Below are 15178 nucleotides of genomic sequence, written 5' to 3'. Positions count from 1 at the left end.
TTCTTTAAAAATTTTTGTAAGAAAACGCCAAATTTAAGATTTAATCGCCGATGTTATTTAATAATGAATTACCTATCCCTTTACCGTCAAAATAGGTTTAATCTTGGCAACTTTACTTACCATTTTGGCTTTAGTCATTGGTTCAACAACATCGTCAATTGGGCGGTAAGCGGCAGGTGCTTCTTCACGCAAGCGGTCTTTTAGTTCCTTTTGAATATCTAAACGCCCATATAGATTACTATTTTCATGAGCTATAGGTGTTACAACGCGCAGTTTTGTATTTAACGGCGCGCTTTTTCGTGCTTCGCCACGTGACAAACGCCTACCCGCACCATGGGCTGATGATTGTGCTAATTGCTTATTGCCAAGCCCTTTTAATAGCCAACTACCGTCCCCCATTGATCCGGGTAAAATAACTGGTTCACCAAGCCAATGATAGGCACTGCCTGCCATAATATCACCACCACGGGCAGGGCAAGCACCTTTTCGATGGCGATAAACACCATCTTCATACCAAATAGCGTTATGCGCCGCATCATAAACCAAATGATGCTCAACCTTGCGTTTTAAAACGCGTTGCAGTGCTTCAATAGCTGATAAGCCAATTAAGAAACGATTGGCAAATGCAATATTGATGGCATTTGCATATCCATTGATACAAAATTGCACTAAGCTATTATTATCATCTACATCAAGGCCACATTTATGATCGGCACTTTCTTGCATTTTTTCACGCAATATGCTGCCAACTCTTTGGCCAAAATCTAATGAGCCACTATGGATAATGACCACTAAACTATTAGATTTCAAGCCTGCGGCATGGGCAAATTGACCATCAACAATGTCATCGACAAAACCAAATTCAACAAAATGGTTGCCGCCACCAATTGTTCCCAAAATTGCATCATGGCGAAATTCGTCTAATCCTTTGCCAAAATCAGCAAAGTCTTCAATAATTCTATTCGCGTTGAAATGGCCATAATCGCCTTGATGATTAACATCGTGCCATGCGGCATCAATATTAATATCAGCCAACAAGCCTTGTCGCCCTGCTTTAAAGCTATCCAATAACCCTAAAATGCCATGTTGTAAAATGGCTTGGCGATTGCGTCCTGTAAGTGCAATATTGCGCCCACCTTGAAATAATATATGCCTTAAATGACCATCAAGCTCAGGCAATAATTCATCAGGTGACACATTATCAATAGTGACCATGCGCATGCCACAGCCAATATCATTGCCAATTAGATGAGGTATTAGGACATGCTGTGTATCAAGCACAACCCCAACAGGTACTGGTTTGCCCGCATGAAAATCAGGTGTTGTGACAATGTTGCCAATAGTATTGCTTGTTAATTGCGGTTCATGTAAAGCGCGGCGCAAATCATCCAGTGCCCGTACATAATGGCCTTGCGGTTCATTTTTCGCAATAATTGCTTGATATGGAATAGATGAAAAAATATGTTCGCCCATGTTTACTGGGCGTTTATCATGTAACATGACTTAACTCCTAAAATTGTGCAGGTTCAGCAGCCGCAGCAATACGGAGTTATTTCACGGTTCAATATTCGCTTTGCTTTTAAAAATCAAGTAAATTTTATAAAGTTTCAAAAAGCCAAATATAGTATTTAGCTAGTAATTTGTTGTTCTGGTGCATAGCAAATAGTTTTAAGTGCTTGCAATTGCGAAATAATTCCCTTTTTACCCACCAAAATATTTACTTCTTGGTCAAGTCGACGATCTTGCCAATTTAGGGTGTTTTCTGCTCCTAAAGCGGTTAAAATAGGTAAAAGCCCAGCCACATCCCATGATGCAACGCCCGCCGCTATATAGCCATCGCTTAGTCCCATGGCAGCGCGCATCAGCGATATAACCGAGGAGCCGGTGGCACGATAGGCCATTTTTTGATGGATCAATATTTCTTCAAGCATTGTCATTTCATAAATGGGTGCCCATTTGGGGTGGACTGCAATATCAATGACCGCTTTTTTAGCATCAAGGTTTGCCAATTCTTTCAAAGGTTTATTATTGAGTTGTGGCGGGCAATTGACACCGCCATAAATCATCTCACTACGAATTGGTGCATTTGCAACACCAAAAATCGATTGGTCACCGTCTAATAAGCCAATAGAAATAGCCCAATCGCCGCTACCACGTAAAAAATTAAATGTGCCATCAATGGGATCAATAATCCATACGCGGCCATTTTTGCTTGGTTTTGCGCCGCCCTCTTCACCAAAAATACCATCATCAGGAAAATGGCGTTCAATTTCACCATAGATAAAATTTTCCACTTCCTTATCGGCAATGGAAACAAGATCAAGATGGCCCTTTTCGATGACTTCCAGTTGCCCAATATTGTTAAAGTGCTGCGCTGCCAATTGACCTGCTTGGCGTGCTATCTCGATAACAATGTTATAATCAAAAGCTTGAAATTCTTGGCTCATCTTGGTCTTCCAATAATCTTGATGTTGCTATTGCTTTTGCAAATTAAATCGTCACGCCTATTTTATACCAGCATGCATAAAGGATTGCACAAATTGGCGTTGAAACAACAAAAAGGCAATTAATAAGGGTGCAATTGTCATCACTGTTGCTGCGGTGATGGTTGACCAGTTGACACCAGTTTCTGGTGAGCCAAAAATTGCCAAACCAACGGTTAAAGGGCGACTTTCAACTGAATTGGTAACAATAAGCGGCCAAAGAAAATTATTCCAATGGAAACTTGCTGAAACAAGAGCAAAAGCAATATAGGTTGGTTTTGCAAGTGGCACAAAAACTTTTAGCAAAATACCAATTGATGATGTGCCCTCAACCTTAGCCGCATCGACAAGATCATTGGGAACATTTTTAAAAGTTTGCCGTAATAGAAAAATGCCAAAGGCTGACGCAATATAGGGAAGCGCCATAGCAGGAATTGTATCAAGTAGCCCAAGACCTGAAACAATGCGGTAATTTTCAACAATGAGGACATCGGGCATAATCATCAACTGAATAAGCACCAGAATGAACAAAATATCGCGGCCGATGAAATTAAACCGCGCAAATGCATAGGCAGCAAGAGTTGCAACAATGATCTGCCCGCATAAAATAAGTAATACAAGACAGGTTGTATTAAAATAATAGCGTAAAAACGGTGCTTGTGCCCATGCATGCTTAAAATTATCAAGTGTAAGCGGTGCGGTTAAATCGAAGCGGGTTGCGTATTCGCTTGGATGGAACGCTGTCCAAAAGGCATAGATCACGGGTAGGATCCATAAAAGAGCCAAAAACCAAGCGCCAATTGTTTCAAGAAATTCAGTTGTACGGCTCATTGGTAATGGGTCCTGCGATCAAGAATAACAAATTTAGTAATTGCAATAACCGCCAACACGATAATCAAGGTTACACTTAATGTTGCGGCATAGGGCGTATCCCAATAAGAAAACGCATTTTCATAAATATAGTATAATAAAAGGGAGCTAGCATTATCTGGCCCACCTTTAGTCATGATAACCAGATGATCTACCAGTTTAAAGGCGTTGATAATCGCATTAATCGAGACGAAAAGTGTGGTTGGCATCAGCAATGGAAAAGTAACGCGCCGGAAAAAATACCAGCGGCTTGCACCTTCAACTTCGCTAGCTTCTTTTAGTTCTGGTGATAAATTTTGGAGGGCAGCCAGATAAAAAATCATAAAAAATCCGGCTTCTTTCCATATTGCCATGACAATAAGGCAGCCCATTACGGTTGAAGGATCACCCAACCAGTTATGACCTGAAAAACCAAGGCTTTGTAAAAACTGGTCTAGTAATCCATAGCCCGGCGTATAAAAAAACAACCAGATATTAGCTACCGCAATCATTGGCAAAATCGTTGGTGTGAAATAAGCAAGGCGCATAAAACCGCGACCCTTTAGTTTCCCATTGACAAAAATTGCCATCATCATTGCTAGCGCAATACTTGCAGGAACGGTAACAAGCGCAAAAACAATATTATTGCCAAAAACTTGCCAAAAAATACCGTCATTCATCATGGTATGATAATTTTCCATACCCGAAAAATAACTGCCTTTGGAACGGCTTTGCGAAAAGAAACTGGAAATAAATGTTGCGATAATTGGATAATAGGTAAAGGTCACAAGTAAAAGCATCGCTGGTGTTATAAGCAACCATGCATTTATGTTTTCTTTCCAACTAATCGGCTTGCGCGAAACTGACATATTGTTCTACTTCATTTTAAAAATGCGGCTGGCGCTTATGTCCAGCCACATTTTTGTTAGAATATCAATAATATTTGATCATTTTGAAAATGACTTATTTATAGGGTTTAAGGATGCGCTCTGCTTGGCTTTGTGCCTTATCAAGCCCGTCTTTTGCGCTTTGATTCCCAGTTAATACCGCCTGAATGGCATCGTTAATGATTTTATAAATGCGACCATTTTCGTAAACTGAAAGTTCAGGCACTGCATAGGCCAGTTGATCACGAGCAACAAGGGTTACAGGAAACTCTTCGCTATAGGCCTTTAGCTCTTTTGTGTCATAAGCATCAGGACGGGTTGCAACATAACCAGATTTCATGCTCCATTCGGCAGCACGCTCTGGTGTAGTCATCCATTTGATGAATTTTACAGCCGCGGCTTGTTGTTCTGGGCTAGCTTTTTTAAATACATAGAAGTTGCCGCCACCAGTTGGTGAGCCGCGTCTTACTTTTTCTGGTAGCATTGCAACGCCAAAATCAAACTTTGCGCCTTCTTTCACTGCGGTAAGATTACCGGTTGTATGCCACATCATTGCAGTATTTTGCTCAAGAAAATCGCTGCGCAATGTTCCCCATTCAATATTGCCTTTAGGGCTAGCATTATAGGTCTTTGAAAGGTCTAACCAATAATTTAAAGCTTCAACGGTTTTGTTGTCGTTAAAGTAAACTTCGTTACCATTCTTATTCATCAATTCATGATCATTTTCAATGGCCAAGGCTTGTAACATCCAATAACCGAATGTGCTTGGAATTTTAACGCCCCAACGGGTTACATTGCCAGAATTATCTTTTTTAACTAGCTTTTGGGCATATTCAGTCATTTCATCCCAAGTTTTGGGTGGCTGTTCTGGATCAAGACCAACTTCACGGAAAGCGTCTTTATTATAATAAAGAACAATAGTTGAACGTTGGAAAGGAATGCTCCAGGTTTTGCCATCAATATTGCCATTGGCCATAAAAGCAGGATAAAATTTATCAAACCAATCCTTGCTATCTTCACCACTAATGTCATCAAATGGCACGATTGCATCTTCTTCAAGCAAGGTGAATACGTCGGTTGACAAAAGAACCGATAATTGCGGTGGTTGCCCGCCCTTAACCACAGTCATGACTTTAGTCATGGTTTCAAAGTAGTTGCCTGAATAAACCGCATTAATTTTAATGTCCGGGTTTTCTTTTTCAAAGCGTTTTACAAAATCATCCATAACATTGGTAAGTGGTCCACCAACGGCAACTGGATAATACATGGTAAGCTCAGTGGATTGAGCAGGTGTAAAGCCAAATGCCGACCAACCTAGGACCGCCGCGGCGCATATTTTTTGTACAAAGTTCATTTTTTCCCTCAATGATGATAAATCCAAGTGATATTAAGCACTTCAAGTGTAAAGATTATCTTTTATCGGTGTTATCTAAACCTTGATTAATCGGATTTTGCCAACAGAATATCTATTGGCGCATACCAGTTTGTAAGTTAAAATGGTGAGCTGCTTCACTGTCCCAAGTGATGTAAACCTCACTTTGGGGTTTTACGTTTGAAAAGCCAGCTTCACGAACCAAAACAGTTTGTCCGGCAATATCTGCAACAATGATGCTATCTGCACCCAAATATTCTACAGATTTAACGCTACCTTTTAAAGGACCATTATTGGTATCAATTCGCGCATCTTCAGGGCGAATACCAATAATATGATTTTCATATTCAATAAGATTCATTGGTGGCATGCCAACAAAACGCGCGGCAAAGGTTGATGTTGGGCATTGATAAAGCTCATGGGGCGCGCCCTTTTGCTCAATCTTGCCATTATTCATCAACACAACTTGGTCAGCCATCGTCATAGCTTCGGTTTGGTCATGGGTAACATAGACCATTGTCATGCCAAGGCGTTGTTGCAAGGATCGAATTTCGGTGCGCATTTCATGGCGCAATTTTGCATCAAGATTAGAAAGCGGTTCATCCATTAAGCAAACGGCAGCTTCAGCTATAATCGCGCGCCCTAATGCTACACGTTGCTTTTGTCCACCAGATAATTGCCCTGATTTACGATCCAACAAATGGCTAAGGCCAACAATTTGTGCAACTTTTTTCAAACGTTCATCGCGTTCAGCGCGTCCAACACCGCGGACCTTTAGGCCGTAAACAATATTTTCTGCAACATTAAGATGAGGAAAAAGTGCATAAGACTGGAAAACCATTGAAAGTTTGCGGTCTTTTGGCGGTAAATGCGTAACATCGCGACCCGCTATGAAAATTTTACCAGAATCGCTGGTTTCAAGACCAGCAAGCAAACGCAATGTTGTTGACTTACCGCAACCTGATGGCCCAAGAAGAACCAAGAAATCGCCCTTTTCAACGCTAAAGCTGACATTATCAACACCGCCAACACCACCCCACTGGCGCGAAATTTGCTCAAAGATAATTTCAGACATGCAAACCCAATCAATTACATTGTGATATTCGTATATTATCGCTTAATTTTTAGCCGCCAGTCGTTACTGTATTATGACGTATAAGTCTAATCATATTTTAGCCACAACGTCAAAATTCAGCCTTAATGAACAATAATCCGCACCAAAATTCTGTATATTGAGCCTCCTTTTGGTGATGGCGCTTTTATTTGGGGCAAGATCGTCGTCTCAGGTTAAGCGGCGATTCTGTTGGTGTTAAGCAAATTATATTAGGCAAAACGTTGAATTAAGTTAGCCGGCGTAATTTTTAAGTTTTATCGCCGTTGATTTAATATAATTAAGATAGGTAAGCGATTCCAAAAAATATACGATTTTAGATTATATTAAAATATCGCTGCATTAATAAGCCCTTGTTTGGTATCCTTCCAACCTATGCTAAATATCAGCCATAAGAAATGGTGGTAAATAGTGCATAAAACCATAAAATAAAGCTGTTGGTGGAGTTTTTCGCTGTTTTTATTAAACATGACTTGATTTATCATATTATTAAAGGGTAAGAATAGCCAAAAATTTCCTATTATATTTGAGATGTGTAAGAGGCATGATGATGAGTGGCTTAATAAAGCAAGTTGTGGGCACACTAGGCATATTATTGGTAATGGCAGGCAATAGCCATGCACAAAATGCGCCCACACAACCAGTTCAAGGTGAGGGGGCTTTATCAGTACCTAATCAAGCAATTGATTCTCAAACCAATACAGCGCCTCTTCAGCAAGCACCAGTATTGCAGCCAACACCAACTGCACAAACTGGAAATGGGGCGCAAGCTACCAGTACTCCGTCAACAAATGGCACGGTGATCGTACCTGCAACAACTGCCAATGGTGACAGTAGCTCAGCTAACACGCCAAGTGCTAATCAAGCCCCTGCAAACCAAGTACCTGCAAGCCCAAATAATGCCCCAGCAAATTCGGCTGCTCAAGATGCCACGGCACCAGCTATAAACAATCCGCAAAATAGTGAAACAGCTCAAGGTACTGGTAATCTACCTGCCCAGCCGCTGCCGCCTATCAATGCAGGCGAGACCGTAGTTGGCATTGATAAGTCAACGCTGCCGCATGACCTTTCTCCTTATGGCATGTTTATGCAGGCCGACTGGGTAGTTAAAACCGTGATGATTGGTCTTGCAATGGCATCATTGCTCACTTGGATTATTTTTGTGGCCAAAACGATTGAGCTTAGTATTGCCAAAGCCAAAGTGCGTAATGCAGTGCGGGAGATTGTGAGTTCGCATAGTCTTAGTGAAGCAATTGAAAAATTTGCTAATAAAAAAAATGTCAGTGGACGCCTTGTTAATGCAGCAGCCAATGAAGTGCGTATGTCCATTAATGCAGTGGATGGGGCTGGTAGCAGCGGTGTCAAAGAGCGCGTAACATCCGCTTTATCACGTATTGAAGCCCATGCAGGCCGGCGCATGGCTGGTGGCTCGGCTATTTTGGCAACCATTGGTTCAATTAGCCCCTTTGTTGGTCTATTTGGTACTGTTTGGGGTATTATGAATGCATTTATCGGTATTTCAAAATCTCAAGTCACCAATTTGGCGGTTGTGGCACCAGGTATTGCTGAAGCATTGCTAGCAACGGCAATCGGGCTTGTTGCAGCTATTCCTGCTGTTGTGATTTATAACTATCTTGCCAAATCCATTACTGGATATCGTCAGATTGTAACCGATGCATCAACAGGAATTGAGCGTCTTGTAAGCCGTGATCTTGATTTTCGTGAAGCCCAAAGAAAATCGCCGCGCCCCATACAACCCTTAACTGCGGAGTAAAATAATGGCTGCAAAACTCGGTGAAATTGGTGACGAACTAGATCTTAACCATGACATTAACGTGACGCCGTTCATTGATGTTATTTTGGTTCTGCTGATTATTTTTATGGTGGCTGCACCTTTGGCAACTAGCGATATTCCGGTAAAATTGCCGGCATCTACAACGCAGGCTCAGCCGCCAGAAGATAAGCCAATTTATCTATCGCTTCAGCAAGATAAGTCGCTTTTTGTTGGCGATGTTACGGTAAACCTAGAAAATCTTGCTGCTGAACTTGATAGGCAGAGCGAAAATAATAAGGAAACCAAGATTTTCATTCGTGGTGATACAAATGTTAATTATGGTGCAATGATGGATTTATTCAATTCACTGCGCGCGGCTGGATATTTTAGCATTGGGCTTGTTGGGCTTGAAATGTCTCCCTCTGCTCCGCCTGCTGCACAATGACTACCTGCGGAGCAATGACCACCTGCGGCGCAATGAAAAGCGCTTAAAATATATTGGAAATTTAAAGATGGCAGAAAATGCAAAATTTAAAATAGGTATAAAAATGATAAAGTCATTGACTGTGTTTTTATCTTTTTTGCTTTTGCTGCCCTTACATTCTGCATTTGCAGAAGTACAAAACCCAACAAGTGATAACCAACATCTTGTAAATGATGACGCAAGCCATCAAAGTGAAGTTAATCAATCTACAGCATTGCCAGCTTCACCGCCAGTGATCTCGGTAAAGCCAAATACGCCATTCAATAAAGAGGGTTTTGCGGCCCAACGATATTTTGACAAGAATAATATAGACTGGAAAGGTCGCGTACAGGTTAGGATTAAAAGATTTAGCCAAAGCATGCCTGAGATTGAAGGAACTGAGGGTGGTGTGGTTCTTATCAGTTTTAAATATGATGACGAGGGCACAATCACTAGCGTTGAAGTTAAGCGCCCTTCAGGGAATGAAAAACTTGATCAATACGCGGTAACCATGTTTCAAAAGATGGCTACTATACCAAAACCAATCAGTGGCGGCGGAACTCTCACCGTTCCGATTAGTTTTCCAAAATCAGAAAAAAAGCCAACCGATGATGAGATGATTGATGATAAAATCAAGACAGATCCAACGTCTTAAAATGATCAACGCATTTGTTCATCAAGAAAATATGTAGAATTTGTTAAGTGGGTAAATACCTCATCTGTTGAAGATAATATCATTTACGACATTCTTGCAAATTTCAGAAATAGCAGATTTTAGCAAAATATGATGTTTTTTTGTGAAATTTAGGTATGTGGCAATAAAAGCTTTACGCACAAAAGCATTGCAAAAGTTATGTAAATTGAAGTGAGAAAATAGGGCGGCGGTTTTTGCAGCTTTCCAATTAGGAGTTGAAACAATGCAGGGAAATATAGGACAGGACAGTTCAGGGCAAAAGCAGTCCCCCTTTATTCTACCAGCAACCCCATGGTGGCATAAATGTCTATTATGGGGTGGTGCGGCGATTTTTGTCACGTTTTTTTATGTTGCTGCAGCCGTTGCACTTTATCGCTTTGGTAATGAGCCAGATCGTCTGGCAGGGGCGCCTCCTGCTTTGATGTTAGTTTTTGCAGAAGAAGTAACCGCGCCGGATAGTCCAAATTTGTCTGAAGAGGTACAGGCCGAAACACAGGTAAATGAACCTGAAGTTGAGGAAAAGCCCGAAGAGGAGCCAGAGCCTGAACCAGAGCCACTTCCCGAACCTGAGCCCGTTGTTGAAGACGTGAAGCCTGATCCTGTAGTGACGCCGCCATCCGATATGGTGGAAGAAATAAAAAAGGAAGAGCCAAAGGAAGAGCCTAAAGAAGAAAAGGTAAAACCAACACCAAAGCCTGAAAAGCCGGAACCTAAAAAGGTTGAAAGGCCAGAGCGTAAAAAAACACCACCGCCAAAAAGGCAGGCACAAAGGGCCGACCGCAACCAAAAAGCGGCGGCACCAATAGTTGATGCAAAACAAGGTTCAACTTTTGCCGCACCACGCACCAGTACAACTGATGGTCTAGGTGGAAAACTCTTTGATGACTGGAAAGGCAAAGTGCAGGTTAAATTGCGCAGTATGGCTAACCGTGTAAGGCGTCAAGCCGGTGGTTTAACCGGTACTGCAATGGTTCAATTTTCCTATGATGCATCAGGAAGGGTGACATCAACTCGTATTAGTCGCTCATCAGGTAATGATCGGGTTAATGAAATTGCTTTGAAAGTGGTTCAAATGGCATCACCAATACCAACGCCACCAAAAGGTGGTGGAAGCCTTACTGTACCAATCCAGATCCGTTAATCATAAAGCATTTAAAACGAACGATTTTTAAAATGGCTTTATCTATGTAATTTAAAAGCGCCAAAGTAATTTGCTTCGGCGCTTTTTTTATAAATTACATAAATCTTGTAAGCGGTATTTTGCCAATTGTGTTTTAACTGTTATAGCCATATGAAAGATGTTTAAGCGGTAAGCCTCGTCCTTAATGCGGTTTTGCAGCTGTAAACACATTATGATAGAATGAAACCCGTTTTGAAATGGCGAATTTGGTATGGCCTTTATTTATAAAATTTTGACCCAAGTGCAATGGCAGCAAGCGCAAGAAGATGGGGTTTTTTTGGGCGCCTCAATCGACATTGCAGATGGATTTATTCATTTTTCAACTGCCGCCCAAGTGGCAGAAACCGCCAATAAGCATTTCAAGGGGCAAGATAATCTTTGGCTATTGCAAGTTGATGAAGCAAAGCTGGGTCAAGCCTTACGCTATGAAGTATCAAGAGGTGGTGCTTTATTTCCCCATCTCTATGCTACTTTAGATTGCCAACTTATAGAAAATATTTGGCCCTTTAATGCCAATGATAATGGCATTTTTTCGATTGATAAGGATTTATTATGAACTTTCCAATCAAGCAAAGCTTGGCCTGGTCACTCATCAAGCCTTTTATTTATAAGTTTGATCCTGAAGCCGCTCATGGCATGGCACTTTCTGGTTTAAAAACTGGGCTTACTAAAGGCATACCAATCGAGGACACTCGCCTTGAATGTAACGTCGCTGGATTAAACTTAAAAAATCCACTCGGTATGGCTGCTGGATTTGATAAAAATGCTGAAGTGCCAGACGCGGTTTTACGGCTCGGTTTTGGTTTTACCGAAATTGGTACGTTAACGCCATTGCCGCAAGAGGGAAATCCTAAGCCGCGCTTATTTCGCTTGGTTGATGACCAAGCGGTTATAAATCGCATGGGATTTAACAATGATGGTCATGATGCTGCTCATCAACGGCTTATAGCAAGGCGTAGGCAAGGTATTGTCGGGGTTAATATTGGTGCCAATAAAACCTCACAAGACCGTATTGATGACTATGTTCAAGGCATTAATCGGTTTTATGATGTTGCGGACTATTTTACTGTTAATATTTCTTCACCCAACACACCCGGTTTGCGTGACTTGCAAGCACGAAGCAGTTTGAACGAGCTGATAAGTGCAATAACTGCAGCACGAACTTCGCAAATGGCGAAAACAACCAAAGAAATTCCAATTTTCTTAAAAATTGCGCCGGATCTTGACGAGGTAAGCTTAGATGATATTGCGCAAGAACTATTAGCAAGTTCGTTTAATGGTGTCATCATATCCAATACGACCTTGTCGCGTAGTGGTTTAAACGACAAGGTTCAAGCTAAAGAAGCGGGTGGCTTATCGGGTAAGCCAATTTTTGAACGCTCCACAATAGTACTTGCGAAAATGCGTAAGCGGCTTGGCAAGGATTATAATATTATTGGTGCGGGCGGCATTCGTAATGGTGAAACCGCTTTAGAAAAAATTAAGGCAGGCGCGGATTTATTGCAGCTTTATAGCTCTATGGTTTATGAAGGGCCGTTTCTTGCAGGGAATATTTTGCGCGGCCTTTTAAATGCTTGTGAGCAAGATGGTGTTAGCAATGTTCGTGATTATCGCGATGCTAATCTTGATGCGTGGGCAATGCGCCAAATCGATATTTAAAGCTCTTAAAATGCTCTAAATATCATCAAAAATATTATGCTTTGGCAAAATGTTTGATGAGGGTTTGTGGTATCACTTAAAATATTTCACTCGCTACTAAATAGTTTGAGTGATACCTATTATTTTTCCATATTCAGGGTTTGTTCAATTGGTGTTAATCTTTGAATAAAATAAAATTTTCTTAAAGGGTCATATTGCTTAAGGTGATAGGCAAATGTGGCAAGCAAAGCCAGCGCAAATAATATTGAATGGTTAAATGTTAGATCTGGAAACTCATTTTATATTTCGAGTAAATTGGGGGTGTTATAGCTACGTACAAAGTAAGTAAGCCAACCATCATTATGACCATCAGCTAAATTTTGTGAAAAATAAAAAATACATAAAAAAATGGAAATAGTATAGTCGGTAGCAATAGAAGGCGCATTAACCAACTGCGCTTAATACTTACCAATATAAACGCCATAAACGAAAAAAATGCAAAGACAAAGTATAACGTAGTTCCCCAATATAAAGTAAGTTCATTTAGCATATGATAGCTTTACCGTTTGTATTCACCTTTTATAAGGTTTACGATTTTTAATCGCGATGGTAGGGGTGATTACTCAAAATCGTGGTCGCCCGATAAAGCTGCTCGGCAAGTAAAATACGAGCAATCTGATGTGGCCATGTCATGGAGCCGAAAGACAATAGTTTATCAGCTCTTTGGCGTGCCAAATCACCGTGACCATCGGGCCCACCGATCGCAATTAATAATTGCCGCGCACCATCATCACGAAATTGGGCAATGTCATCAGAAAATTGCCGCGATGAAATCGACTTTCCACGCTCATCAAGTACGATTAGTCGCGCATTGTCTTGCAGGCGCTCAAGCATTTTATTGCTTTCTTCATCCATGCGTGCTTGCGCCTTATCAAGGCGGCTTTCGGTGATTTCATGAACGCCGCCAAAGCTAAGGCCTAAGGTCGGAGCCGATTTTGTAAAACGGTCAAAATAGCGGTCAACAAGCTCACGCTCTGGGCCTTTTTTCATGCGGCCAACGGCAAAAATTCCAACTTGCACAACATATTCCTTTTTTGATTTGCATAATCCACCCATTTGGGTTGGCTTACTAATTTACCCTCTACGATAAATATATGGAGTGGATAAACCTTTTTTATCAAAAACAGGGTATTTTATAGACATGATACGATATTGTCACAAAATAATCTTGTAAACTTAATTTTTTGATTGAATTAAATACATTCAAAAAGTCCGGCAAGTCCAAGCATAGCATTTTCACGCTCTACATTGTCGAAATCATCGCCAAGTGTAAGATCACTTAAAGGATTATCTTTTGGCTTTTGCGTAATAATTTGCATTAATTTGCGCTGCTGCCAAAATTGTGGCCCGCGTAAATGATCAACAGCTTGACCTAATTTTATATGTTGGCGAGCTCGCATTTTTACCCACTCTTCCATAGGCGGGTCGCGATCATAATTTTCCAAAACATCAATTTCATAGGATTCAAGAACATAGAATTGGCAGCGATGCGATGACAAATGCTCCAATACAGGGTCAAATAATTCAACTATTTCAGGATTATTTTTAACGGCTAGGTTTCTCATCAATAGGCTTAGTTTTTTAAAGCGATTAAATCCAATATCACCATCACCCATAGTAGCATAAATAACCGGATCCACAGGAAAGCCTTCGTCTTCGTCGTCCTCATCATTGCTATAATCAATGCTTGTTATACATCTTGTATTGCCGCTTACTAATAAGCGAAAAAACAATGGAACAGCATAAGGCTGATCACCGAGATAAATTTTTTCCTCAGGAATTAGATTGCTATCGGGCAAATAGCCATTAATGCCAATAAGAGTTGATCTATTTGCCATAACTCATCCTTTGAATATCTTAAATATTCTTCAATTATATATTGTTTTATAAAATAAACGCTATTTCTAATTCAAGCAAATTGGTCAAAAAAATCATAAAAGCCTAATTTTCTGCATTAAAGCCATGCGATAAATTATGCTTATACTTTGCTTTAATGTTAAGCAGTCTTGGGGCAAATGGCTCTTTGACGATAAAAATGCTTTGCACATAATATATTACAAAGCCCAAAAATTTGCGCAAACACCATAATCGCCAAAGCATAGGTATTTGCGCAAATTCATCAATTTGCATCCCTTTGAAAAATTACTATAGGGAAAAACGGCAATAGAGAGTGGTTCTTAATCTTTTGCTGGCTGCTGCCACATTTTTTCAAGATTATAAAATTCACGCACTTCTGGACGGAAGAGATGAATAATAACATCGCCAGTATCGATCAACACCCAATCACCATCAGGTAGTCCTTCAACTTTAACATTACGCACGCCTTCTTCGCGTAGTTTGCGTAAAATTTGGTCGCCAGCAGATGCGACATGGCGGCTAGAACGACCCGAAGCGATAACCATGAAATCGCCAAGTGCAGACTTGCCCCTAATATCAATTTGGATGATTTCTTCTGCTTTAGCGTCTTCTAGGCATTCAATAATAAATTCTAGCTGTAGCTCAGGCAGAGGAATAGCTTTATGAGGTTTGCGACCAGACCGATTATTAGCCAAGATTGGATCGCTTGTCGACAAGGTGTCGTTTAAGTGTGTTGCGGTTTTCAGAGCCGTCCCTTTCTATAAAAAGATATCGTTACGCATCACATTTATTAAATGTGCCGTAAATTAG

Annotated in this window: 15 protein-coding genes; 6 read left to right on the top strand and 9 right to left on the bottom strand. The window is 40.8% G+C overall.

From position 1 onward, the window contains the following. Nucleotides 1–72: 72 nt before the first annotated feature. The 6 genes from N6A79_RS11280 to N6A79_RS11255 all read right to left on the bottom strand — a co-directional run bounded on the left by N6A79_RS11280 (nucleotide 73) and on the right by N6A79_RS11255 (nucleotide 6666). The gene (locus N6A79_RS11280; protein ID WP_268546008.1) at nucleotides 73–1500 is read right to left on the bottom strand and encodes an RtcB family protein; all 1428 of its coding nucleotides are present in this window, start codon (nucleotides 1498–1500) and stop codon (nucleotides 73–75) included. A gap of 128 nt (nucleotides 1501–1628) precedes the next feature. Next, nucleotides 1629–2447, bottom strand: coding sequence for an inositol monophosphatase family protein (locus N6A79_RS11275; RefSeq protein ID WP_268546007.1), 819 nt, complete (start codon nucleotides 2445–2447; stop codon nucleotides 1629–1631). A 57-nt stretch (nucleotides 2448–2504) separates the two neighbouring features. Then, nucleotides 2505–3314, bottom strand: a complete 810-nt coding sequence (locus tag N6A79_RS11270) for a carbohydrate ABC transporter permease (protein WP_182417726.1) — start codon at nucleotides 3312–3314, stop codon at nucleotides 2505–2507. After that, complete coding sequence (locus tag N6A79_RS11265) at nucleotides 3311–4201, bottom strand: carbohydrate ABC transporter permease (protein ID WP_182417725.1); 891 nt, start codon at nucleotides 4199–4201, stop codon at nucleotides 3311–3313. Before N6A79_RS11265 ends, N6A79_RS11270 begins: the two co-directional genes overlap by 4 nt. A gap of 94 nt (nucleotides 4202–4295) precedes the next feature. Next, nucleotides 4296–5573 carry an ABC transporter substrate-binding protein gene (locus N6A79_RS11260; protein WP_182417724.1) on the bottom strand — a complete coding sequence of 426 codons (1278 nt, stop codon included), beginning with the start codon at nucleotides 5571–5573 and terminating at the stop codon, nucleotides 4296–4298. Nucleotides 5574–5685: 112 nt separating this feature from the next. Continuing rightward, nucleotides 5686–6666 carry an ABC transporter ATP-binding protein gene (locus N6A79_RS11255; protein WP_268546006.1) on the bottom strand — a complete coding sequence of 327 codons (981 nt, stop codon included), beginning with the start codon at nucleotides 6664–6666 and terminating at the stop codon, nucleotides 5686–5688. 586 nt (nucleotides 6667–7252) lie between these two features. On the opposite strand from N6A79_RS11255, the gene exbB reads away from it, so the two are divergent. From exbB to N6A79_RS11225, 6 genes are all read left to right on the top strand, one after another. Continuing rightward, entirely contained in the window at nucleotides 7253–8476 is a 1224-nt protein-coding gene (gene exbB / locus N6A79_RS11250) for a tonB-system energizer ExbB (RefSeq protein WP_268546005.1), read from the top strand. A 4-nt stretch (nucleotides 8477–8480) separates the two neighbouring features. Further along, nucleotides 8481–8921, top strand: a complete 441-nt coding sequence (gene exbD / locus N6A79_RS11245) for a TonB system transport protein ExbD (protein ID WP_268546004.1) — start codon at nucleotides 8481–8483, stop codon at nucleotides 8919–8921. A gap of 103 nt (nucleotides 8922–9024) precedes the next feature. Then, nucleotides 9025–9594: an energy transducer TonB family protein gene (locus N6A79_RS11240; protein WP_268546003.1), complete on the top strand. Its 570-nt coding sequence runs from the start codon at nucleotides 9025–9027 to the stop codon at nucleotides 9592–9594. A gap of 262 nt (nucleotides 9595–9856) precedes the next feature. Beyond that, the gene (locus tag N6A79_RS11235; protein WP_268546002.1) at nucleotides 9857–10774 is read left to right on the top strand and encodes a cell envelope integrity protein TolA; all 918 of its coding nucleotides are present in this window, start codon (nucleotides 9857–9859) and stop codon (nucleotides 10772–10774) included. Nucleotides 10775–11024: 250 nt separating this feature from the next. Further along, nucleotides 11025–11369, top strand: coding sequence for a DUF952 domain-containing protein (locus N6A79_RS11230; RefSeq protein WP_268546001.1), 345 nt, complete (start codon nucleotides 11025–11027; stop codon nucleotides 11367–11369). Next, nucleotides 11366–12472, top strand: coding sequence for a quinone-dependent dihydroorotate dehydrogenase (locus N6A79_RS11225; protein WP_182417718.1), 1107 nt, complete (start codon nucleotides 11366–11368; stop codon nucleotides 12470–12472). The genes N6A79_RS11230 and N6A79_RS11225 overlap by 4 nt, the downstream gene beginning before the upstream one ends. A gap of 576 nt (nucleotides 12473–13048) precedes the next feature. On the opposite strand, the gene rlmH is transcribed toward N6A79_RS11225, so the two are convergent. The 3 genes from rlmH to rsfS all read right to left on the bottom strand — a co-directional run bounded on the left by rlmH (nucleotide 13049) and on the right by rsfS (nucleotide 15024). Further along, a complete protein-coding gene (gene rlmH, locus N6A79_RS11220) occupies nucleotides 13049–13531 on the bottom strand; it encodes a 23S rRNA (pseudouridine(1915)-N(3))-methyltransferase RlmH (RefSeq protein WP_268546000.1) in 483 nt (160 codons plus the stop codon). Between the two features lie 173 nt (nucleotides 13532–13704). Then, nucleotides 13705–14349: a DUF7822 domain-containing protein gene (locus N6A79_RS11215; protein ID WP_268545999.1), complete on the bottom strand. Its 645-nt coding sequence runs from the start codon at nucleotides 14347–14349 to the stop codon at nucleotides 13705–13707. Between the two features lie 339 nt (nucleotides 14350–14688). Beyond that, nucleotides 14689–15024, bottom strand: coding sequence for a ribosome silencing factor (rsfS, locus tag N6A79_RS11210; protein WP_246708226.1), 336 nt, complete (start codon nucleotides 15022–15024; stop codon nucleotides 14689–14691). Between the last annotated feature and the right edge of the window lie 154 nt (nucleotides 15025–15178).

Origin of the sequence: Bartonella sp. HY761, from assembly GCF_026743145.1 — a bacterium.
Taxonomy (GTDB): Bacteria; Pseudomonadota; Alphaproteobacteria; order Rhizobiales; family Rhizobiaceae; genus HY038.
This window is presented reverse-complemented; position numbering and strand designations above follow the sequence as displayed.

Bases quoted from the DNA above. Each gene is read 5' to 3' on its own strand.
- N6A79_RS11215 (WP_268545999.1), bottom strand. From the start codon at position 14,349: ATGGCAAATAGATCAACTCTTATTGGCATTAATGGCTATTTGCCCGAT.
- exbB (WP_268546005.1), top strand. From the start codon at position 7,253: ATGAGTGGCTTAATAAAGCAAGTTGTGGGCACACTAGGCATATTATTG.
- N6A79_RS11255 (WP_268546006.1), bottom strand. From the start codon at position 6,666: ATGTCTGAAATTATCTTTGAGCAAATTTCGCGCCAGTGGGGTGGTGTT.
- exbD (WP_268546004.1), top strand. From the start codon at position 8,481: ATGGCTGCAAAACTCGGTGAAATTGGTGACGAACTAGATCTTAACCAT.
- N6A79_RS11270 (WP_182417726.1), bottom strand. From the start codon at position 3,314: ATGAGCCGTACAACTGAATTTCTTGAAACAATTGGCGCTTGGTTTTTG.
- N6A79_RS11240 (WP_268546003.1), top strand. From the start codon at position 9,025: ATGATAAAGTCATTGACTGTGTTTTTATCTTTTTTGCTTTTGCTGCCC.
- N6A79_RS11235 (WP_268546002.1), top strand. From the start codon at position 9,857: ATGCAGGGAAATATAGGACAGGACAGTTCAGGGCAAAAGCAGTCCCCC.
- N6A79_RS11225 (WP_182417718.1), top strand. From the start codon at position 11,366: ATGAACTTTCCAATCAAGCAAAGCTTGGCCTGGTCACTCATCAAGCCT.
- N6A79_RS11265 (WP_182417725.1), bottom strand. From the start codon at position 4,201: ATGTCAGTTTCGCGCAAGCCGATTAGTTGGAAAGAAAACATAAATGCA.
- N6A79_RS11230 (WP_268546001.1), top strand. From the start codon at position 11,025: ATGGCCTTTATTTATAAAATTTTGACCCAAGTGCAATGGCAGCAAGCG.
- N6A79_RS11275 (WP_268546007.1), bottom strand. From the start codon at position 2,447: ATGAGCCAAGAATTTCAAGCTTTTGATTATAACATTGTTATCGAGATA.
- N6A79_RS11260 (WP_182417724.1), bottom strand. From the start codon at position 5,573: ATGAACTTTGTACAAAAAATATGCGCCGCGGCGGTCCTAGGTTGGTCG.
- N6A79_RS11280 (WP_268546008.1), bottom strand. From the start codon at position 1,500: ATGTTACATGATAAACGCCCAGTAAACATGGGCGAACATATTTTTTCA.